26 protein-coding genes are annotated in these 20921 nt (G+C 58.0%); 5 read left to right on the top strand and 21 right to left on the bottom strand.

The window, feature by feature from the left end; translation table 11 throughout:
• Positions 1-33: 33 nt before the first annotated feature.
• The 3 genes from SKZ59_RS24405 to SKZ59_RS24415 are packed head-to-tail and all read right to left on the bottom strand — an operon-like array spanning position 34 to position 723.
• Complete coding sequence (locus SKZ59_RS24405) at positions 34-297, bottom strand: ogr/Delta-like zinc finger family protein (RefSeq protein WP_319993207.1); 264 nt, start codon at positions 295-297, stop codon at positions 34-36.
• Entirely contained in the window at positions 294-482 is a 189-nt protein-coding gene (locus SKZ59_RS24410) for a hypothetical protein (protein ID WP_319993208.1), read from the bottom strand. The genes SKZ59_RS24405 and SKZ59_RS24410 overlap by 4 nt, the downstream gene beginning before the upstream one ends.
• 37 nt (positions 483-519) lie before the next feature.
• The gene (locus SKZ59_RS24415) at positions 520-723 is read right to left on the bottom strand and encodes a hypothetical protein (protein WP_046682348.1); all 204 of its coding nucleotides are present in this window, start codon (positions 721-723) and stop codon (positions 520-522) included.
• A gap of 293 nt (positions 724-1016) precedes the next feature.
• Here SKZ59_RS24415 and SKZ59_RS24420 point away from each other — a divergent pair, with 293 nt between their 5' ends.
• The 3 genes from SKZ59_RS24420 (at position 1017) to SKZ59_RS24430 (ending at position 4459) form a co-directional block, all read left to right on the top strand.
• Positions 1017-1460: a helix-turn-helix transcriptional regulator gene (locus tag SKZ59_RS24420; RefSeq protein ID WP_319993209.1), complete on the top strand. Its 444-nt coding sequence runs from the start codon at positions 1017-1019 to the stop codon at positions 1458-1460.
• Positions 1461-1975: 515 nt separating this feature from the next.
• Positions 1976-2800, top strand: a complete 825-nt coding sequence (locus SKZ59_RS24425; protein WP_319993210.1) for a nucleotide-binding protein — start codon at positions 1976-1978, stop codon at positions 2798-2800.
• Between the two features lie 162 nt (positions 2801-2962).
• Positions 2963-4459, top strand: a complete 1497-nt coding sequence (locus tag SKZ59_RS24430) for a P-loop ATPase, Sll1717 family (RefSeq protein ID WP_319993211.1) — start codon at positions 2963-2965, stop codon at positions 4457-4459.
• A 139-nt stretch (positions 4460-4598) separates the two neighbouring features.
• Here SKZ59_RS24430 and SKZ59_RS24435 read toward each other — a convergent pair whose 3' ends face one another.
• From SKZ59_RS24435 to SKZ59_RS24495, 13 genes are read right to left on the bottom strand one after another with little or no spacing between them, the layout of a single operon-like run.
• The gene (locus SKZ59_RS24435; RefSeq protein ID WP_319993212.1) at positions 4599-5831 is read right to left on the bottom strand and encodes a phage late control D family protein; all 1233 of its coding nucleotides are present in this window, start codon (positions 5829-5831) and stop codon (positions 4599-4601) included.
• The gene (locus SKZ59_RS24440; RefSeq protein ID WP_319993213.1) at positions 5828-6436 is read right to left on the bottom strand and encodes a phage tail protein; all 609 of its coding nucleotides are present in this window, start codon (positions 6434-6436) and stop codon (positions 5828-5830) included. Before SKZ59_RS24440 ends, SKZ59_RS24435 begins: the two co-directional genes overlap by 4 nt.
• A 15-nt stretch (positions 6437-6451) precedes the next feature.
• Entirely contained in the window at positions 6452-9538 is a 3087-nt protein-coding gene (locus SKZ59_RS24445; RefSeq protein WP_319993214.1) for a phage tail protein, read from the bottom strand.
• Positions 9539-9652, bottom strand: coding sequence for a GpE family phage tail protein (locus SKZ59_RS24450; RefSeq protein ID WP_071650284.1), 114 nt, complete (start codon positions 9650-9652; stop codon positions 9539-9541).
• Between the two features lie 8 nt (positions 9653-9660).
• Positions 9661-9969, bottom strand: coding sequence for a phage tail assembly protein (locus SKZ59_RS24455; RefSeq protein ID WP_100428402.1), 309 nt, complete (start codon positions 9967-9969; stop codon positions 9661-9663).
• A 38-nt stretch (positions 9970-10007) separates the two neighbouring features.
• Positions 10008-10517 (bottom strand): phage major tail tube protein, encoded by a 510-nt coding sequence (locus SKZ59_RS24460; RefSeq protein WP_319993215.1) that lies wholly within the window; start codon positions 10515-10517, stop codon positions 10008-10010.
• Between the two features lie 56 nt (positions 10518-10573).
• Positions 10574-11749 (bottom strand): phage tail sheath protein, encoded by a 1176-nt coding sequence (locus SKZ59_RS24465; RefSeq protein WP_319993216.1) that lies wholly within the window; start codon positions 11747-11749, stop codon positions 10574-10576.
• Positions 11750-11782: 33 nt separating this feature from the next.
• Positions 11783-12292 carry a hypothetical protein gene (locus tag SKZ59_RS24470; protein WP_319993217.1) on the bottom strand — a complete coding sequence of 170 codons (510 nt, stop codon included), beginning with the start codon at positions 12290-12292 and terminating at the stop codon, positions 11783-11785.
• 1 nt (position 12293) lies between these two features.
• Complete coding sequence (locus SKZ59_RS24475) at positions 12294-14354, bottom strand: phage tail protein (RefSeq protein WP_319993218.1); 2061 nt, start codon at positions 14352-14354, stop codon at positions 12294-12296.
• A gap of 26 nt (positions 14355-14380) precedes the next feature.
• Positions 14381-15001 carry a phage tail protein I gene (locus SKZ59_RS24480; RefSeq protein WP_319993219.1) on the bottom strand — a complete coding sequence of 207 codons (621 nt, stop codon included), beginning with the start codon at positions 14999-15001 and terminating at the stop codon, positions 14381-14383.
• Positions 14994-15905, bottom strand: a complete 912-nt coding sequence (locus SKZ59_RS24485; RefSeq protein WP_319993220.1) for a baseplate J/gp47 family protein — start codon at positions 15903-15905, stop codon at positions 14994-14996. The genes SKZ59_RS24480 and SKZ59_RS24485 overlap by 8 nt, the downstream gene beginning before the upstream one ends.
• Complete coding sequence (locus tag SKZ59_RS24490) at positions 15902-16246, bottom strand: GPW/gp25 family protein (RefSeq protein WP_319993221.1); 345 nt, start codon at positions 16244-16246, stop codon at positions 15902-15904. Before SKZ59_RS24490 ends, SKZ59_RS24485 begins: the two co-directional genes overlap by 4 nt.
• Positions 16243-16905, bottom strand: coding sequence for a phage baseplate assembly protein V (locus SKZ59_RS24495; protein WP_319993222.1), 663 nt, complete (start codon positions 16903-16905; stop codon positions 16243-16245). Before SKZ59_RS24495 ends, SKZ59_RS24490 begins: the two co-directional genes overlap by 4 nt.
• 136 nt (positions 16906-17041) lie before the next feature.
• Between SKZ59_RS24495 and SKZ59_RS24500 the strand changes: the two genes are divergently transcribed.
• On the top strand, positions 17042-17572 hold the full coding sequence (locus SKZ59_RS24500) for a hypothetical protein (RefSeq protein WP_319993223.1): 531 nt from the start codon (positions 17042-17044) through the stop codon (positions 17570-17572).
• Between the two features lie 32 nt (positions 17573-17604).
• Positions 17605-18459, top strand: a complete 855-nt coding sequence (locus SKZ59_RS24505) for a hypothetical protein (protein WP_319993224.1) — start codon at positions 17605-17607, stop codon at positions 18457-18459.
• Positions 18460-18515: 56 nt separating this feature from the next.
• Here SKZ59_RS24505 and SKZ59_RS24510 read toward each other — a convergent pair whose 3' ends face one another.
• Genes SKZ59_RS24510 through SKZ59_RS24530 form a run of 5 tightly spaced genes read right to left on the bottom strand, consistent with a single transcriptional unit; the run spans position 18516 to position 20904 of the window.
• Positions 18516-18995 (bottom strand): phage virion morphogenesis protein, encoded by a 480-nt coding sequence (locus SKZ59_RS24510; RefSeq protein ID WP_319993225.1) that lies wholly within the window; start codon positions 18993-18995, stop codon positions 18516-18518.
• Positions 18992-19480 (bottom strand): phage tail protein, encoded by a 489-nt coding sequence (locus tag SKZ59_RS24515; protein ID WP_319993226.1) that lies wholly within the window; start codon positions 19478-19480, stop codon positions 18992-18994. The genes SKZ59_RS24510 and SKZ59_RS24515 overlap by 4 nt, the downstream gene beginning before the upstream one ends.
• Complete coding sequence (locus SKZ59_RS24520; protein ID WP_319993227.1) at positions 19464-19976, bottom strand: lysis system i-spanin subunit Rz; 513 nt, start codon at positions 19974-19976, stop codon at positions 19464-19466. Before SKZ59_RS24520 ends, SKZ59_RS24515 begins: the two co-directional genes overlap by 17 nt.
• On the bottom strand, positions 19973-20533 hold the full coding sequence (locus SKZ59_RS24525) for a glycoside hydrolase family 108 protein (RefSeq protein ID WP_319993228.1): 561 nt from the start codon (positions 20531-20533) through the stop codon (positions 19973-19975). The genes SKZ59_RS24520 and SKZ59_RS24525 overlap by 4 nt, the downstream gene beginning before the upstream one ends.
• The gene (locus SKZ59_RS24530) at positions 20533-20904 is read right to left on the bottom strand and encodes a hypothetical protein (RefSeq protein WP_035820867.1); all 372 of its coding nucleotides are present in this window, start codon (positions 20902-20904) and stop codon (positions 20533-20535) included. Before SKZ59_RS24530 ends, SKZ59_RS24525 begins: the two co-directional genes overlap by 1 nt.
• Positions 20905-20921: the final 17 nt, after the last annotated feature.

The raw sequence follows: 20921 nt of genomic DNA on the forward strand, positions 1-20921 counted from the left end.
CGGGCTACGGCGGCGCGAGGATCGTGATAGTCATCAGCAGCCCGCCGTCAGGTCCAAGGCCAGCTGGTTGGTGGCTGCCGCGCGCGCATGCTGGGACATCGGGATGCGGATATCCGGCTTGGGCATGGCGGACAGCGAGAGGGTGCGCAGTACTTCCAGGCCTGCCACGAAGGAGTGCCCGCATTCTGGGTTCTGGCACATGTAGGTGATTTCCTTGAACATGGCGGACATCGTGCGGCTCTTGACGGCGCGGACGGTGTATTCGCAATGCGGGCAGGGCAGGCCGATGACTCTCATTTCAGCGTTCTTTCCACTTGGTACAGGGCGCGACCGCGACCTGTCATGTTTTTTGACTGCTTGCGTAAGCGCGATTTGACGAGCCATTCAGCCGCCTGATCGATACTTGCCAGCCCCTGGCGTTGACGCACGAGTTCCAGCAACGCGCGCTCTTCGTCATTGAGGTTAATTTGATGGTCTGGCATTTTCTGTAACTTTAGAGTTGCTCAAAAGTGACTCGGTTTAAGCGCTGCGACGCTGTACGCTGTCGATGGTGGCGTCATCCAAGGCGATCACGGCCAGGGCTTCACGCATCACGATCTGGCGCACCAGCACCGCAAGCTCTTCGCCCTGGTAGTTGGCGATCGAGGAAACAAGCTGGTGCTCATAGTCATCGAGGCGCAGCATGACGCGGTGGCTGCGGATACGTTTTGCATCGGGGTACATGACGTGGTCCTTAGTGGGTGGGTTTGGATGCAAGTTCGCGCTTATAGTCGGCGAGGCCGCGCAGGATTAGGAAGCGGAGGAACCAAGCGCGAGAACGCTCTTGCTCGGCTGCGAAGGCTTCTATTTCTCTTACTTCGTCAGGAGCCAGTCGAACGCCGAGGGGTTTAGTCGTGACGCCCTTGGCAGTACGTCTGGCATTGGATACGTTTTTCATAATGTTATGATGTGTAATCGCTACAGGATGGCGTAACTATAGTGTCCAAAAGCGCACTAGTCAACAAAAAGATGTGAGTATGAGCATGTTTGGTGAAAGATTAAAGCAAGAGCGTCAACGTTTGGGCATGAATCAAGATGATTTCGCCGCAGTTGGTGGGGTCAAAAAACGCGCCCAAATTTCGTACGAGAAAGATGAGCGATCTCCGGATGCTATCTACCTATGTGCGCTGTTAGAAATTGGAGTAGACGTTTGGTATGTGATGACTGGCAGCGTCTCAGCTGCGGTGCTCAGCGCGGATGAAAGTGAACTAGTTTCTGGTTTCCGGAATCTGGATGCGCGTGGACGAGCTGGCGTTCTTGGAATGATTGGCGGCATGCGCCTGCCAGCGCCCCCGGCATCTCCCGCAGGGAATGCCCCGCACGTTGAAAACCACGGCAAGATTGGGCAAAACTTCGTGGGGAATATCATTGGACCGCAGACTTTTAATGTGGCCGGCAGCGGACGAAAAAAGGAAAAATAGTCTGCAAATGATTGATCTTCTTATGTTGATTGTAATTCCTGCATGCGTGCTCTACATAATTTTCATTGGCTAAATCATCGCAGACGAGTGTTTGAGGGTTTTGAGTGATATCGCTCTGCCTTACGAGGCATCCAGCAATAAAAGATCGTAGCAAGGTTCAGCACGGCTCGACTTCAGGCAGTGCAGTCTGACGAGCTGGGATATTTCATCCGATATTTGAGAGATGAGTTCGACTGTTAAAGGTGATTTTTAGGTACTCGCATGGTCCAAGAAATAAGCCGAAACGTGTCCTATGAGCGACTTTTACACCGCTAAGCAGACGGCAAGCGTAATTATTTTCCTTGCTAAAAGTCCTGTGGTCTATAAGAGAACAGAGGCATTCCGCAAAAGCAGAAATTCTCTGTAGTGTGACAATGTGTGAGTATTTCTGCCTGGAAAATCGTTATCCTCAGTTGCCGATAACGGCCAATAGCTTCCGCTCAAGCCATGTAAGTACTGATTGGATCCACAGAATTATGAATAAGACCGAAGTGTTGCAAAAATTACAGGATTTTCGAGATCGCCTGCAGAGTGACGTTGTAAACGCATATGGGCAACGCGGCTCTTCTTATGGTAGAGAGCGCTTTGCAGCATGGAGAAATCAATTTTCTAAGTTTTTGGATCAAAACCTTCCCGGTGCTTCGTCAAAACTAAACGCAAAGTTACAGAGGTCTGTATTTGTTATTGGAAGGGGTGAGTCAGATGTAGGCGTATTTTTGCGTGAGGATGGTGAGTCATGTTTTTCCTTTATCGACTCACTTAGGCTTGATATTGAGAATGATGAGTTCGATTTTTCGCCCCCTTCGCCTCCTCAGGAAGTTCAATCCTCTGTCAGCAAGAAGCCATCCTTGAAAAATAAACGAATTTTTATTGTCCATGGTCATGATGACCTCTTAAAGACAAAGACTGCACGATTTGTCGAGAAGCTTGGATTTGAAGCCGTGATCCTGCACGAGCAGGCAAGCAAAGGCATGACGATTATCGAGAAAATTGAGGCAAATACAGATGTTGGCTTTGCTATCGTTTTATATACTGGGGATGACAGAGGTAATACTGAAGCAGCAGCAGGAAAAGGTGAATTGAACGCTCGTGCTCGCCAGAATGTTGTGTTTGAACACGGCTATCTTGTGGCCAAGCTCACTCGATCTCATGTTGTTCCATTGGTTAGCGGGAACATGGAACTTCCAGGCGATATAAGCGGTATGGTTTATGTGGATGACGCTAATTGGCAGATCGAGGTGGCAAAGGAAATGAAGGCAGCTGGGTATGCAATCGACTTCAATAAAATCGTTGGAGGATAATCACTTGTCAAGCAACGCGATCTAACACGGACGACATCTTGACAGTATATTTTATTTGAGAATAGATAACGTCATTGGTTGTGAGTCTTCGTTATGAATAGTTATTGCTGTTATTGTAAGATCGAAATTTGAAGAGCATCGAAATACTATGCTAAGGAAAAAATGAAATCTGAACATGTTAAATTATTAACAGTGGAACAAGTGCAAATCATTCGCACGCGTTGGCAAGACGATTCTAGCTTCGTGGGATTTCCTGATGCGGAGCGTGACACAGTTCAAGACAGTTGGTTCGATAATCTTCTAGTGCAACCAGATTGGTTTTTGAACGCGATATCTAAAATGGTGACGGTCGCTGTAGCTCGTAAGGGGGCCGGGAAGTCAGCGGTAAGATTGACTAGCATTGAACGTCGCAAACAAGATTCCAAAACGCTAATAGTGGAAGCTTCGGCGGACGAACTTGCCTCGCTGCACGCGGAACGTTTAGTGAAAGCCGCAGAGCGTGGATACGGCGCTGTTTCCGACTGGATGCAAATTTACGCAGATCTGATTTGCAGAAGGCTCGCCCATGAGATGAGCGGCCATCTACTCACCAATGACGATGAAATTGCAGTTCGGGCTTGGGCAAAGACTAAGGGAATTACGGAGCGAGATTTTGGCGAACGCATAGTCGACGTTCTGAAGACACTCGTACCTTGGGCTAAAGCCATGGCCGCCGAAAACGCAGAACAAGAAAAAGGTAGCGTAGAGCGAATAGCTCGGGTTTCGCAAGCCACAAATTTTGCACTTTATGTTGATGATTTCGATAATATTCAAGAAGATGGCGGCGCGACAAATATTCGTTTAATTCGCGACGCGATCGAAGCCGCTGATAGGATAACACATCACAATAAAAACGCCGAAGTTCATTTATTTATGCGGCAAGATTTGTGGCTCAATATTAATCCTGGTTGGCATTATTCAGACAAAGTAAGTGGAGTGGTGCATCTAAATTGGAATATCAATGATTTAAGGCTTTGGACAGCTCAAAGACTTCGACTTGCAATTGCGATGGCGCTAAACATTGAATATAAAATGATTAGAGTGCCGTTTGATGACATGTGGCATGTTTTCTTCACTAAAGAGGTGACTTTAAAGAATAAATCCAAGAGTGATTCTTTTAGTTATTTTGTTAGAAGGTCAATGTACACGCCTCGTAGCCTGCGCGCCATGATTAAGTTTGCACTCGATGGTGCAGATAGGCTTCCTGTTTCCGATGAAGTGATCCAAGATGCAGAATGGAGCTATTCGACTGATCAACTTGAGTTCTTGAAAACGGAATTTGGTGGTCTATGTATAGGATTGGATATTTGTCTGCAGTCCTTTACCGGGAAATCTCTTGAATGGATTGCTTCGGATTTATACAAACATCTTAGAGGTCTAATTGGGAATGGCCAAGTCAGACTTCAAAAGGGTGTCTCGTACGGCGAATCAGATATTGCTCTTGCACGATTCTTATATCGAATTGGGTTTTTAGAGGTGCGCTACCCAGAAGATGATCGATATGAAGTGCGAGATGTGATGCGTCATCCCGACCATTGGAAAAGCGTCAGAACTGATGACGCTGTGCGATGGGCTGTTCGAAGTGCCTTTTTCAACGGTCTGAAGTCACATCGTGCATAAGTCTCTTGCTGCCTCATTAACCGCTCTAGAATGCTCATTTCCTAGGATTGTGAATTTCCACTAATGTGTGTGGGGGCCAGTGTTTGGTTCATGCAATGCGCCTCCGCATCTATACACTAGAAATCGTCGCTTCCGGTTTTCAAGGTTCCTCGCTGTTTTCATTAATGATCTCGCGCACTTCCTTTATGTTGTTCCATGCTGTTTTTGCCGCTCGCTTGGCGCTGCTCTTGTTCTTGTAAAGATGCTCCAGCGTCTTGAGCATGCCTGTGGCGCCTGCCTGCTCCTGCCCCGCCTTTTTCTTCTTCGCCGCCACGTCCTTCCACCTGGCCACCACGCCCGTGATGCCTTCGTCCGGGTCTTTCTCGTCCTCGCGTTCTGCCTCGACCGCTTCCGTCTTCGTTTCGAACTCCACGCGCGTGGTAAAGCCGTTGCCGCCAAGGCTGTGCGTGACCTTGACCGATAGCCATTCGGTGGCGTCGATCTCGGGCTTGAAGCCTGTCACGGTGACGGGCGATTGCGGGAACACGGCCGGGTTGCCCAGGGCCAGGCTCATTTCAAAGGTGGCCAGGCCGCGCAGGATGCGCTGCCATTCCGCCACGGCCGCCGCGCGCGCGTCGGTTTCGTTGGCAAAGGTGGTGCGCAGGCGCTTGCTGTTGCCGGGCACGCCGGCCACGACGCTGCGGCGCCGCGCGTAGCGTTCGTCGTGCCAGAAGGCGCGTACGCCCGTGTAGGCGTCGCTTTCGGCGCTGTGGTAGCGGTGGCCGTCGCCCAGGGCGCGCGTGATGGGGATGACTGGCAGCGCCTTGCCGCTGGCCGTGCGGCTCTGGTTGATGGGGATGAAGAGCAGGGTGTCATTCTTGACGGTGGCCACGGCGTCGTATTTCCTGCCCAGCCGGCGCAGGAAGGCTGCATCGCTTTCGTGGGTCTGGTCGACGTGCTCGATGGCGGTATCGCGCAGACGCGTCGACACGCCCGACGCCAGCTCGTTGCGGAAGGCAATCGCCTCGATGATGGCGCCCAGGGTGGTCTTGTGAAAGCTGTGTTCCTGTTGCTGCTTGAACGTGTCGATCAGGTTGGCCGACCTGGCGCGCAGGGTAATGGTGTCGGGCGCGCCGCTGTGCTCCACTTCGTCGACGGTGAACTTGCCCATGTCCACCAGGCCGGATGATTGCCAGCCCAGGGCCAGGGCGATCTGCGCGCCGCGCGGCGGCAGGGCCAGCTTGCCGTCGCTGTCATCGAGCGCAATATCGAGCTGGTCGCTCTCGTCGCCACGGCACAGGGTCAAGGTCAGATTGATGAGCCGCGGTGAAACGATGGCCGTCAAATCCTTGTCCTCGATGCTGACCTTGAAGGCGGGGATATGCTCGCTCATTTGAACTTGTCCGCCGCGCTGCCGATGGCGCCGCTGATGCTGCCGCCGATCTTGTCTTTCATCTCGCTGACCACGCCGCCGTATTTCGACGTGATGCCGCCGACCACATTGCCGACCACGCTGCCCACGGCATTCTTGGCCGCGCCCGCGATGCTGCTGGTCATGCCGTCGATGCTGAGCATGTTTTTCAGGTCGCCGATGTCGCCCAGGCCAAGCATGGCCAGCACGCCGTCGTCATCGCGCTTGAGCGCAATCGAGAACTCGACGCGGCGCGCGCCGCCGCTGCCGTCGAGGATGCTGCGCCCCTCCGTCATGCTGGTGATGCGGTACGAGCCGAGAATGCGGCCCGTGCCCTGGATCAGAATCCAAGACTTACCCGTGTCGGCCATCATGCGCAGCGCATCGAGCGAATACAGGGAGCCGGTTAGTTCCGGCGCCACCCAGCCCGACAGGGTAATCGTGTCGTCACCTGGCCCTACATACTGGTGCGCATCGCGCAGGCCCACGCGGGCCGTGCTGGCGTGCTTCCATTCCGTTTGCCGCTGCAGCTCGTGATAGGCCAAGGTCGGCAGGCTGAACACGAACATTCCTAAAATCATCATCATGTTGCTTATTCCTTCTTAATCGTGGTCGCGCAGGGACGAGCGGATGCGTGCCGCCTTTTCGCGGTCGCGCTGTTCCATCGCCGCGTACACGGCGCGGGCGATGGCCTGGGGATCGGAACCGGCTTGCGCCTGGATCGTGATTTCGATCTTGTCGCCCTGGATGCTCAATCCGGCGCCGAACCCGCCCTGCGATAGCGGGGCGCGCGTGTCGAAGGCGCTGGCGGGTAACGCCGTGGCCGTGCCGATGGCGATGCCTGCGCCCAATTGCGTCAGGCGCTGCGCCAGGCCCGATACCTTGGCAATCGGCGCGCCCTCGCTGCGGTCCAGGCCCACGGCCAGGCCTTGCATGGTGTAGTCTCCCAGCTGGGCAAACACGCGGCTTGGGCTGTGGATGCCCAGCTTTTCCTTAAACCAGGCAATGGTGCTGGAACCGGCATTGCTGATGGCGTCCTTGACTGCGCCCATGGAACCAGTGATGCCGTTGACCAGGCCGCGCAGGATGTTGGCGCCGAACTCGGTGAACTGGGCCGGCAGCTTGATGCCGAACCAGTTCAATACGCCCGCGAACGCCTGATAGAACACGCCGACCGGCGACCAGTTGATAATCAGGGCGGTGATGCTGCCCATGCCGCCCGCGCAGACGGTGCGCAGGCGCGACCAGATATCGGCGAAGAAGACGCCGATAGGTTGCCAGGATGCGTTGATGCGCTGCAGGATGTTGGCGCCGAAGTCGGTGAACTTGGCCGGCAGCGCAATGCCGAACCAGCCCAGCACGCCCGCGAAGGCGCGATAGAAAAGGGCGAGCGGTGTCCAGTTGGCGACCAGGGCGCTGACGCCGCCGATGCCGCCGACAAAGGCGGTCTTGATCTGCGACCAGATGCCGGCAAAGAAGCCGGCCAGCGGCGCCAGCCCCTTGGCGAGGCGGCCTCGGATGCCGGCGGCAAAGTCGCTGAACCTGGCCGGCAGCGCAACGCCGAACCAGCCCAGCACGCCCGCGAAGGCGCGATAGAACAGGCCCAGTGGTGACCAGTCGGCGATCAGGCTATTGATGCCGACGAATCCGCCGGCAAACGCCGCCTTGACGCTGGACCACAGGCCGCCAAAGAATGCCTTGATCGGCTCCCAGTATTTGTAAATCAGGAAGGCGGCACCGGCAATGACCGTGATGGCAATACCAATCGGGTTGAGCATCAGCGCGCGGCCCAGCCACAGCACGGCGCGGCCCGCCCACATGAAGGCGCCGCCCAGGCCGCGCAGGATCGGCGTGAGCACGCCGCCCGTCACACCCATCTTGGCGAACATGACGTGCAGCATGGCATACGGGCCGATCATGGCGGCAATGCCCAGCATCAGCGGGCCGAGCACCAGCAGCAGGCTGGCTAGCACGGCAAAGGCGGTAATCATGACCTTGGCTACGGTCGGATTGCGTTCCATGAAGCCGTTTAGGCGCGTGATGGCACTGATGGCCATTTCCAGTCCCTGCGCATACAGCGGCAGGATTTTCTCGCCCATGGTGAGTTTCAAGTTGGCCAGCCTGGCCGTCGCTTCCAATTCGGCGCCGCCGGCCTGCTGCTTGCCCAAGTCATAAATCTGCTCGATGTCATACGCACCTTCGTTCAGCTTGGCATTTTTGTGCATCTGGATGCGCTGCCGGAACATATCCAAAAACTGATTACCTGCCGTGCGGTTTGAAAACAAACTGCCGATGGTGTCCTCAATTTGCTTAGGATCCGTGATGCCTTTCTTTTCCAGTTGTGGCAGCAAGACGGTTTCCAGCCACTCAAATTGGCTGCGTCGGAAAATGTCACTGCCCAGCAGGGCCCCTGGGCCAAGGGTGGCGCTTTGCGCAACTTTGTCATGCTTGACCTGACGACGATCTTTAATCAGCCCCAGTTTTTCCATGTTGCTGACGGCGCGCTTGGTGGTGCGCCCCTGGTACAAGTTCGAATAGCCGGACATCAGGGCCGTGCCGGCGCGGTGGCCGCCGACTTCCTGCACCAGTGGTTCCATCTGGTAATAGAACTGCTTGTCGTCCATGATCTTGGCAGCGATGCCGCCCGTCTTGATGAAGTTCAGCCACTCTGTCGGCCCGACGCGCCCGCCCGTGGCCGTGATGACCTTTTGCATCATGTTGGCCTGGTCGTGGAATTTCTCCGAACTGGCCGTGCCGCCGCGCTGCTCGATCACTTTGAGCAAGTCCATGAAGACGCGTTCGTTCTCTTCGCCAGACTCTGCGCCAAAGAACGCCTTGTTGGCAAACTTCATCTTGGCCAACGTGGGTGCGACCATTTCCGCGTGGTGCAGATCGCCAAAGATCGACATCGCGTCGCGCACTAGTTCCAGGTTTTCGTTTTGGCTGGTGCCGTAGGTCTTCATGTTCTGGGCGAACTGGATCGCCTGCTGGCTGGTTTTCGGCCCAAGGCCCAAGGCATTGACGCGGGCCTTTTCCAACTGGTAATGCTTCGCCTCGTGCAGACCCTTGGCCACGGGCATGGCCATAACCGCGCCGGTCGCCGTCGCGCCAGCGCCGGCCATGGCCATATTGCCCGCCTTGTTGCGCAGCTTGTCGGCGTGCTGGGTGGCGTTGGTGACGCGCTGTTGCTTGGCGTTTGCATTGGCCAGCTTCTGCTGCTGCAAGGTCATGGTTTTGTTGGTGGCCTCGATTTCGCGGCGCAAGGTGCGCTCGTGGTTGGCCAGGTCTTTGGTACCGATGCCGGCGCCCGCCAGGCGCTCGCGCATGATCTGCAGTTGCTGGGCCTGCTGCTGGCCGGCCGTCTTCAAGGCGCCAGCTGCTTTGACGGCGGCGTTAAACTCGCGCGTCATGGCGCGCGTGGGTGCCTCCGTCTGTTTCATCTTGGCGGCCAGGCTGGCCACCTTCTGCTGCGCCGCTTCCAGCTTGGTGCGCGTGGCCTCCAGGCCACCGTGCAGCTCGCGGAATTTGCTGATGTTCTTTTGCTGCGCGTTCAGGTCGCGCAAGCGGTCGCTGGTGGCCTTCAGTGCCTTGGCCGTATCGCTGGAACCGCCCATGATTTTTTTCAGCGGGCCGGTGATTTTGTCCAGCGCCGCAAATACCACCTGTAACTTCAAATCCCGACCAGCCATCTATTCCGCTCCGCTTCGCTGCCTGGCACGTTCGCGCCAGGCCATCAGTTCATCAATCGTAAAACCGTCCATCGCTGCCGGCGTCCAGTGGAAGACGCCGGCAATGTCGGCCATGGCGTCTTCTACTTCGCCGGGGATACCGAAAGGCGATCTGCTTTGCTCGCCAAAAAACCGGCGACCTCGGCGCCCACGGCCAGCAGGTCGGCCGGGTCCATGTTGGCGATGTCGTGCGCGGTCAGGGTCGGCTCGGTAATGCGCGGCAGCACGATCTGCAGGGCCGACACGTTCAGGTTGGCCAGCTCGATCAGGGAAATGCCGCGCAGGGCGCCGGCCTTGGGCTTGCGCACCGTCAGCGAGGTGATGAAGGTATCGCCGCGTTTGATCGGGTCGTCCAGCTCGATGACGGCGCTGTTTTGGGTATCGTTGTTCATGGTGTTGTCCTTGTAGGGTAGTGGTGAATAAAAAGGGGTTACAGGCCGATGGCCTTGCGGATGGCCGCATTCGTGTCGCCGCCGCCGAAGTTCTCGGTGCCGCTCATGAAGTCCAGTTCGATGACGGTGGCGCCGTCGATCATCAGCTTGTAGTAGCTGCACGCCATGGTGTATTTGTGCGTGGTGTCGTCGCCCATCTTGGCGCCGCCCATATCGATTTCCTTGTAACGGCCGCGCACGACGACCTCGACGGCGGCGACCGTGCCGTCATCGTCTTCCTGGTAGGCGCCGGCAAAGCGCAGTTGCACGGCGCCGTGCGCGTGCACGCCGTATCGCTTCAAGGCTTCCACGATCAGGCCACCAGCGCTCCATTCCAGCGACAGCGCCTCGTTGCCGAAGTCCACGGACACGGGGCCGCTCATGCCGCCGGCGCGGTATTCTTCCATCTTGCGGCTCAGCTTGGGCAAGGTAACTTCGGGCACCATGCCCATGAAGGACATACCGTCTTGGAACAAGTTAAAATTTTTCAGTTTGCGGGGCAGGCCCATAATTTCTCCAGTAGTTCAATGCGCCCGCGCGGGCGCGGGCTGGGTGGTCATGGCGATTACGCCGCGATGCGCGAGGCGAAGTCGGCCAGGTAGCGGTCGGTAATGCGCTGCTGGAATTTCAGGTTTTCCAGCGGCGGCACGGGCGTGTAGTCGTAATCGATGGCCAGCTTGCCGTCTTTCAGTGCCGTCTTGTCGTTGTATTGCTCGTCATACCAGGCGTGGCCGTCGATGATGTAGCCCTGCAGTTTCAAGTCGCGGAACTTGGCATTGATGCTTTCCAGCAGATCGCGCACCAGCGACGGGTGTAAAGGCACATCGACATAAGCGAAATGCGCCTCGGCGATGGTGTCGGCCAGCACCTGGGCCGTGCGCGTGTAGCTTTCGAAATAGAAGAAGCCGCCCGGTTCCTCGCAAGTGCGCGAACCCCAGAAGCGGTAGCCGCCCATGTTAATCAGGGTGGTCACTTCCTTGGCGTTGAGCACGCCGGCATCGGTGGCCGGGTCTTGCAGGTCGAAAAACACGTCCTTGGTGATGCCGGTCGGGCCGTTGATGACGACGTTGGACAGCGTCTTGTGCCAGCCCGTTTCCTCGTCGATCTTGGCACGCAGGCCCATGGCGTAGGCGACAGCCGACATGCTGGCCTCGGCGTCCGTGGAGGTATCCCAGTTGATAAAATCCGGCCAGATCATCATGACTTCGCGCTGGCCGAACTGGCCGCGATAGGCGGTGGCCGCCGTGACGGTGGCGCAGCCATAGGCCGACGCATACACGAAACCGCGCAGGCGCTGCGCCACGCTGGCCAGGGCATTGGTGACGGCCTGGGTGTCCAGCCCCGGCGCGCCCAGGATGCGCGGCTTCACGCCCAGCTTGCTTTGCGCGGCCAGCAGCGCCTTGGCGCCCAGGTATTTGCCGTCCGGCGACACGCCGCCCACGGCATTGGTGGTGGTTTCCGCTTCCGTTTCGCCTTCGGCCACGCGCACCACGACCGTCAGGGGCTTGGTCTGCGCGGCAATGGCCGCCAAGCAGCGATACAAGGTGCCGGTCTTGCCGGCCTTGCCCATGGCGGCCAGCACGTTGGTGACGAGCACGGGCGTGTCGAGCGGGAAGGCCGCCGGGTCGGCATCGTCAGCTGTGGCGATCAGGCCCAGCACGGCGGTGGACACGGTGCGGATGGGGCGCGAACCCTCGTTGATTTCAATGACGCGCACGCCATGGTGGTAGTCGGTGGCCATGTTGTTCTCCTGGTAAATGGTGAATGTCGGGTGTTACAGGGTGCCGGGTGGCGTCGTGCTTGGCGCAAGCGTGATGCCGGCATCTTCAAAGGCGCGTCGGGCCTCTTGCGGCAAGGTGTCGGCGATGCGTTGGAATTCGCTGCTGACGGCCGCCTGCAGTTCGTCCAAATCCCGCGCGGCGGTGACAGTCGGGCAGATGGTGATATCGAGCATGTAGGTGCGCGCCTGGATAATCGCTTGCACGGTATCCGCATCGCCGCTGGCCACGGCGGCAAAGCCGATGCCGGCCAGACGGTTGAGGATGCCGTCGCGCGTTTTTCTGACGCCGACCAGGAAGGTGTCGCACAGCACAAGGACCGGCGTTGGCGTCGGCGCGGTAATGACCAGCTGGCCGTTTTCAAATTGAAAGGTATGGCCTGCGGGGCGGCTCATTGCCGCCGCGTAGTCATCCTCATCCACCTTGATCAAGTCGTCAGGCAGGTGTGGATACTCAATGTAGTGGGGATAAAAATTGCCGGTTGAGTAAGAGTAGCGAATGGTCATGTCATTTGCCTATGGAAATAATGAAAACAGAAACGTTGCTGTTGACGTAGTTGTTCTGTGCCACGCCGCCATTGATGGACGAAGGCATGGCGGCGACAAACGCATTCGAATTGGGTGCCGCACCGATGCCCAGGACGGTGGCCGTGCAGCCGAATACAAATTCCTTGAACGCAATCGGAAAGGAAAAATTCTTCGTTGCGATGCCGGTGGTGGCGACGGGCACATCGACGGTTTGCCATTGCATGATGAAGTCGTCCGGCAGGCATTTGTGGCCGCTACCCGCGAGCACGCCGGTAAACGCGGCATTGCGGCTCAGTTCTGCGGTGGAGTCGATCACGCGCCATACCTGATCCGTGGTCGCCATCAACGTGAGCGATTGCCCTTTTTTGATCGTGATGCTGGTCGTTTCATCGGGCGCCATGAGAAAGGCGTCTTTCGCAGGTACAAGCCGTCCGCTTTGGGGGCCGGTGCAATGGACGCGCACGCAGACGCCTATATTGATAGGAATACCCAGCGATAACGGAGGGGGGAGGGTGAGGACCGATGTGGCATTGCCCAGCAAGAGCACAGACCCGGCGTCCTCGGCGGTCAACGAACGGTCTGCCTCCACGCGGGTGTAACCCGTCATGCTGCCCTGCGCGCGTCGCACAAACTCGGTGGTGGCAATTTTCTTGCTGCTGTCGCGTTGGGGCTGCGTCGGGGCCGTGTTGTTGAAGTAGTCGGCAAAATCAGCGTTGCGCCACATTTCGGCGGTCGAGTCGATGACTTGCCATGTATCGGCCGTGACTGCCACCAACGATAGCGACTGGCCGGCCTTGACGACCATCGTTGCGACATTGGCTGAGTCGCAACGAAGAAAGGCATTGGCAGCCGGTGTGATGGTCCCGGCAATCTTATTGAAACCAAAAAACTTGACCTGGCGCCCGATAATCTGGCCGCTGGCGAGACTATCAGGACGAGGCAGGGTTGCCGTCACAGAGCCATTGCTGAAGTAGTAAGCCTTACCAAAATCGGCGGCGCTGAGCGCACGGGAAACAGGAAAATCCGCAATGCCGGCGAGATTGCCCAGTTCCTGCTGCACAAAGCCGGCACTGGCCAGTTTTTTTGATGCGTCAGCTTTCGGCAGCGCCTGTACTTCCTTCATGCTGTATTGCGGATGCGGGTCAAGAGCGGCCAAGTGCTTGGCGTCTTGCTGGTCGCCATAGGCGCGCGCGCTGGTGTTTTGCTGATCGACGTAGGCGACTTTTGCCAGGAGCGGATGCGGGTCAAGCGCAGCCATGTGACCGGCCAGGCGTTGTTCCGCGTTGGCGGTCACATTTTTGTCCTGCTGATCGACGTAGGCGATCTTCGCCAGCAGCGGGTGCGGATCAAGAGCGGCCATGTGCCCGGCCAGACGTTGCGCCGCGTCGGCAGTGACATTTCTGTCTTGCTGATCGACGTAGGCGATCTTCGCCAGCAGCGGGTGCGGGTCAAGAGCTGCCTGGTGCTTGCCCAGTTGCTGGTCGCCATAGGCCCGTGCGCTGGCGTCCTGCTGATCGACATAGGCGACCTTGGCCAGCAGCGGATGCGGATCAAGAGAGGCCAAGTGTTTGGCCAGTTGCGCGTCGCTGTAGGCGCGGACAAGGATGTCCTGGTCATCGACATATTTACGGGTGGCCAGGATGACGGACGGATCGATTTTCAGTTCGATGGCGGCCGTGCTGGCGACGATCAGCACGATGCGCACCACTTGCGTGCGCCCGCTGCCCTCGGCCATCAGGGGCTTGTAGCTGGGCGGGCAGTTGGCCACGGCGCACAGGTCGCCGGCCTCGTCAAAGATGCCGATTTCGCGTATCCACCAGCCGCCCACATCCTCGGGCAAGACTTGCTCGACGATGATCTGGCTGGCGTTGGCCGGGTCGATGGTCAGCTGGTTCAGGCCCGCGCGGCGCACTTCGCGCACCAGCGCTTTTTGCGTGCGCACGGGCATGGGCAGATTGCCATTGCCGTCGCCCACGGCCAGGTTTTTCAGTTTCAGGGTTTGACCTAGGGCGATGGCGTTGGCCAGCTTGGCCTCGCCCACTTCAGTCAGGATGGCAAAGTATGTGCTCATGGATAGATGGTCAGGGTGTCGATGGTATGGGATGCGCCGGCTTGCAAGAGCGTGCCGCGCACTTCGATGGTTTCCGCGATCCAGGGATACACGGTCATGGCGTCGCCGTGGTACGCGCAAGCGCCCGCGTAGATGCTGCCGCGACTTTCCAGATAAATGGCCAGGCCCGTCATGTGACGGCTGACGGGCTTGGCGTCGGCGATCAGGCGTTCCATTTCCTGAAACATGGCGTCCGTGATGCCCGAGTCCAGCACGCCGACATCGAGGCGGAAAGTGCCCGGCACGCCGGCCGGCGTGGTTTGCCACCACTCGGTGATGCGGATCAGGTAGCCCAAAGATTCCACCACGCGGCGCACGGCGGCAATCGTGCCCTTGTGCTTGTGGATGAAATAGGACGCCTTGATGGTGCCGCGCTTGGTCGACTCGGGCCAGGCATCATCCCAGCGGTCCACGGAACAGGCCCAGGCCAGAAACGGCAGCAGATTGACGGGGCAGCGGTCGGCGTTCCACAGGTCGCGCAGCGGCACGGGCACGTTGACCAGTTCGGCGCAAGCCACGGCAATGGCGCGCTCCAGCGCCGTGGTGTTGGGCGGCAGGGTCGGCACGGTCTTATTCATCGAGCACCACGACATTGAGCTGGATGGCCGTGCAGCGCGCGGCCTGGGTGGCATTCAATTCGATGTCCGCCGCCGGGCTGGTCAAGACGACCTTGCGCACACCTTCGACGTGGACGGCGGCGCTGCAGGCGGACCGGTAGATGCTGTGCCCCAGCGGGCGGCGTGGCTGCGAGACGCGCGCGGCGTTGGCGCGCGCTGCGTCCAGCAAAATCGGCACTTCCGGGCCGACGCCGATAAACAAGGTGGCCTCGATCTGATAATCGATGACCTGGGCGGCCTGCACCGTCAAGCGGTCGCCCAGGGGGCGCACGTCCTCGGCGTTGAGCGCGCGCGCCACGGTGCCCAAGAGTTCGGCGCTGGCGATGCCGGTGGCGTTGTTGGCCAGCACCGTGACGGTGACATGCGCCGGCGCCGGGCTGGTGGCGCTTGCGTCCTTGACGCGGCCATCGCTGCTGCGGGCGTGGAATTCGTATGACGCTTTCGGGCCGGCCACGGACAGGCCGTCCGGCGCTTCCTGGATGCGCAGGCGGTAGGCGTCGTTGTCTTCCATGACGGCGGCCACGGGTGGCAGGGCGTTGGGATTGGCCGGCGTGATGACCAGGCGCGCCACGTTGACGTTGGCGCCCAGCTGGTCCAGATCGCCATCGAGCGCAAACGCCAGCATGACGGCCTTGCCCGCTTCGTTGACGCGGTTGCGCAGGATGGTTTCCTGATACGCGTTCTCTTCCAGCAGCTTGGTGGCCGGTTCCGATTCCAGGGCCAAGAGGGCCGTGACGGCGGAGCGCTCGGCTTCCGGCAGCAGGCTCACCAGGTGGGCTTTGCGGCCGGCAAGGATGGCTTCGAAGTCCAGCACTTCGACCACGCTGGGCGCGGGCAACTGGGTCAGGTCGATGGGCGTGCTCATACGGCGCCCCCTTGCTTGACGGGCACGGCCATGGTGATGGCCTGGCCATTCGCCGTGCCATCGAGCAGCAGGGCGATGGCGCCGTCCGTGTCGCGCGTGAGCTGTACGCTGGCGAGCTGCAAACGCGGTTCCCAGCGGCGCAGGGCAAAGGCGGTGGCGGCGTAGATGCGCAACTGCGTGGCGCTGTTCAGGGGCTGGTCGATCAGCTCGGGCACCTCGGAGCCATAGCGGCGGCGCCGGATGCGCGAACCCATCGGCGTGGTCAAAATGTCGGTCACGGACTGGCGCAGGTGGCCCAGGCCCGTCAGGCTGCGCCCCGTGGTGGCGTGCATGCCCATCATGATTGCGGCCCGCCCGACTGGTCGCCGCCGGCCCTGACGCCGCCGTGCAAATGCTTGGCCAGGCTGATGGCGCCGGCCAGCACGTCCTCGGTCGCTTTAATTGTTCCTTGCACGGCCATGGCCACGCCGCCAGCGGCGCCGGCCTTGGCGTTCACGCCGCCGTTCAGGGCGGTGGCGCCGTTGACGGTGGCCGATTGCATGACGATCAGGTTTTTCATGACGGTCAGGTCGCCCGTGCAGATGGTGCTGGGCGCGTTCGACGTGACCTTGTCCGCGGTAATGGTGGCGGTGCCGCCGGGGAGAAGTGCCGTCAGGGCGTGGGCCGCATGGTCGTACTGCACCACGGCGCCGTCGGGGTAGTGCGTAGTGTGGATGCTGTCGCTATCTTCGGGCGCGTCAAACGCCTGCGAGTACAGTGCTGGCAGGATGATGCCACGCGTCAGGTCGCCGCCCGGGGAAATGACGATGACCTGTTCGCCCACGGTTGGCACCGACCAAGTGCGCGTGCTGCCGGCGCGTGGCGTCGTCCATTTCAGCCATTCGGTGGAGAGTGTCGGCCCGAGCCGCACGCGCGCCTTGGCCCCGTTGACCTCGGCGATGGTGCCCAGGCGGATCAGGTTTTGCAGCAAGCGGAGGAGGTCGGACAGGTCGGCGTTCATGCAGTGCATGTTGCCGAAGTCCGCGTGCGGATGCACGCGGAGGAGGGTTGATAAGCGGTTTAGTGACTATAAAACTTTCATATGCCATGATGTAAACCGCAAACGAAATCACTACTTTATAAAAGGAGACTAAATTATGAAAGAGCAAGGTTTTTACGCATGGGAAGAGACACTTCGGCATCATGCCTATATTTTAATGTGCCAACTTTTGTCAATGCATGATTTTGAGAAGCTTGCATATTATCCAGGGGCGCCAGATGCAATAAATGGGCTTTTGGAGATGGAGGAAAAAGAACTTAGTAAAAATATTATGGCTTTGGCTGCACTTTCTCGTGCAAATGATGATGCTAGAAACGGGCTTGCCATTCATCATGAGCAAAATCCTAAGGGAGTTGGATTTTTAACTGAGGATGGAAATAAGAAAGTATTAAAAGCTCGTGATGCATGTAATAAAATCATTCACTCAGAGACATCTGGTTTGGATTTTTTGATAACTAAAGATCATCCACTGTATTCTGAGATATATAAGTTAAATGGGGTGAAGTTTAATCATGATTATAGGGTTCCTATCTTGAATTTAACAGGCAAGAGAGTTGGCGGAAAAGACTGGGTCGCAGAAGTAAATATGGTAGCCTGGATTATTGCTGTCGCAAATTTTGGTGCGTAAAAAATATTTTTTGACTATGCTCGGAGTGTGATATGAATTTCGTTACTCGAGAAATTAATAGCAAGTATTTCGATGGATTGGTGGGGGAGGATGTATTTGGATTCATACAAGAAAATGCGCCTACGAAAATTATATCTCGCATTTATAAAGCAATTGATCACACCGAAAAGGCGATAAAACTGGCAGGCCTAGATGATGAGATGGGGACTATTAGATTAATTGCTGCTGAGGAAGAATTGGTAGTTGCTATTTTCGAATGGCTGAAAATTAATGAGGCAAAAATGCCTGAACATCGTGATGTCGTAAGGATGTACAAAAATCATCATGCTAAATTAATGTTCTATCCAATTATTTCTTTGATGCGTTACAATATTTCTTGGATATTCGGCGAAGGGGTTATGTCGCGTTCTAGTGATAAGCTGTTCAATGCAAGATTAACTATGTCTCAAAATGGCGCAAAGATGGTTTTTTTTGACTGCAACGAAAAGGAATTAATTTCAATGAATCCATTGGATATTTTCCTAACACGAGAGGGAGATTCAAATATTGATGTTATTGAAGAGCTATTTAATGATCTTGTTGAAAAGGTTCAAGAAGTGCATGGTGTATCTTTGAGAGAATTTGTATCGCTGCGTGCGGAATTTCGTAATAAATTGCTTTATGCGGAAGATGGGGGATTTATTACTGGCGGAGATGACGTTGTTGGGTTGTTAAAAGAAAATTTCGATTCTACGTATAGAACATTGCTTTGGTGTATTGCTATTTTGCTGTCAAACTCTCCCGCTAATCCAAAGCTTGGAATAATATCCCAATTTATATCATTATACAGGCGCGTTCTTTTACATGTGAAAGTTATGAAAAGCAAAGATTTTGTTGATTTATTTTGAAAAATTTTAATTTGAAAATTTCGGGAATGTTGTTGTATTTGCCAGTCAAGCGTCTTTTAATTTTCGATTTGGTTTGACGCTAGATGTCGTAGTATTGATTCGCGGAGTAATGTCCGGTTGTTTTGACTAAGTCCAAGTAATGGACGTTCCTGATACCTGTAGATGGCTCCTTTCTTAGAAAGGCGGTCTTGCTGGCCAAACTGATGCACACGCGCGACGCGCGCCACCCAGCCAAAGAAGCCGACCTCGATCTGGTCGCCGGTCGCCTTTACTTTCAGGTGTTTGGCGATGCGGATCTTGGCAAACATCGCCGCCTTCTGCCGTTTGATGCGCCCGTTCTTTCCCTTGAATTCCTTGCGTCGCTTGCGCGCCGGGTAGGCCGAGCCGTCCGGCCCCTGCTGCGCCTTGATGCGCTGCGCCTGGTTGCGGCGCAGGTCGATGGCGACCTTGTGATTGATGGCGCGGCGCTGGGCCGGCTGCAGCTTGGCCAGCAGGGCGCCGGCCCAGGCTTCCAGTGCGTGCAGGTTGTCGCTCATGGCGCGGCTTCGGGCGTGCGCCATTCGGCCAGCAATGTCTCGCCGTCATACAGCTTCCAGAACTCGTCCTTGTAAGCCGGCATGTGCTGTATCTCGGCCAGGTGCTTGATGTCGAGGCGGCCCGCTTCGCCGGTCCTGACGGCTACACGCTCGGTCAGGTCCAGCTTGATGGAAATGTCGACCGTTTCATGGTTATTAAAATCCACCTCGAAGGCGATGCCGTGCTTGCGCGTTTCCTCGTTGGCCATCAGGTCGAGCTGGTGGACTTTCAGCCAGGCGATCAGGGCCACCATGATGGCATCGGCGTCGCCCGCGTAATCGGTGACGATCAGGTTGAGCTTGAAGCGGTATTCGAAGGAGAGGGAGGCGGTGGAGGTGGCCACTACGTTGCCCTCGTCGGCGAATACCAGCAGGCGGTCGGGATCGCGCTGCAGGTCGGGGATGGCGGCGGCCAGGTGCTGGCGCAGGCTATTCGGTTTGTACATGGTAGGTGTCGCGGATCAGGTTGTAGGCGTCGATGCAGGCGTTCAGCTGGCGGGTGGCGTCGTCGCCGTCGCCGGCAATGGCGTCAAGAGCTGCCGCAGTCGCTGGGTCAAGTTCGGCGCGCGCTTGGTGCCGATGGCCTGCGGCAGGGCCGGTATCTGCAGGTGCGGCGCACTGGCCGCTGGCGACGGGGATTGACAGGCGCACAGCGCCGCTGCGCACGTCATCGTTAAAACGGTCACGCTCAGTTTTTGCATGGGTTTGCTCCTGGGTGAGGTGGGCGGCGCGCAGCATTAGGGCGGCGCCGGCGGCGCGCTCCAAGGTGAGCACGCGGGCCGTGGCCTGGGCCAGTGCGGTGGCGGCGGTGGCCGCCTGGGTTGCCGCCGCCCGCTGCAGGGCGGCGATACTGGCGTCCTTGCGCCAGCCCTGCGCCGTCCAGCCGATCAGGGCGCCGCACAGGAGAACAGCGGCCAGCGGGCGCCAGGTGGTTGCGGTCACATGGCCACCCGTTCCTTGATCCAGCCGAACAGAAAACGGCGCTGGGTCTTGTTGGCCTCGGTGATTTCCAGATAGCGCGCCGCCTGCAGACCGTTCAGGGCGCGCAGCAGCACGGCGGCACCATCCTGGCCGCGCCATTTGAGAAAATCGGCCAGCGCACCCAGCGACTGCGCGCCCAGGCGGCCGTCGACGAACAGGGCGGGATAGCGCGCGCCCGTGTCGTTGAAACCGTTCAGCCAGCGCTGCAGGAACTCGGCCGCGCGGTGCGGCCCCATGTTCACGCCCGTGTCGATCACTTCGGCGCCGATGCTGGCATGCAGGGCCAGCACCTGGTCGAACTTGGGTTCCGTGATGTAGCGGGCCGTGTAGATGGCGCGCGCCACGGACTCGGGCAGATCGCGCATCGGCCCCGTGTAGCCGTTGGCGCGCGCCACGGCCACGGTGATGCCGAAGTTGGTTTCGCCGCCTTTGTCTTGCGGGTCGTTCACGTAGCCGCCTTCGGCGCGCAGGATGGCGTCGATGACGCGCGCGATCAGTGGGTTGTCGGTGGTGGCCATCAGTGTTCCTTTGCGTCTTTAACCAGCTCGGCGATGTCTTTGTCGCTGCGGCGCTGGAACCACAGGGCTACGGCGCGCGATACCCACCAGCCGGGCGCGCCGACGATCAGATCGATGGCGGAGGCGTTGACCATGGCGCCGATGGCGGGGAGCTGGGCGCACAGCAGCTGGTACACGGTGCCGCCCAGCAGGCACGAGAACACGCCCGCGCAGGCCAGGCGGGCGACGAATTCGCCCTTGTTGAAAGTGCCGTCGCTGTTCAGGGGCGGCAGGACGATATACAGCATGGCGGCGCCGACCATGCCCAGCGCCGCCTTGAAGCCGTACAGTTTGACCAGGGTGGCGAAACCACCAAATGATTCTGCGGACATTGTTTGATTCTCCGGTG

Origin of the sequence: Janthinobacterium sp. GMG2 (assembly GCF_033949445.1) — a bacterium.
Lineage (GTDB): Bacteria > Pseudomonadota > Gammaproteobacteria > Burkholderiales > Burkholderiaceae_D > Janthinobacterium > Janthinobacterium aestuarii.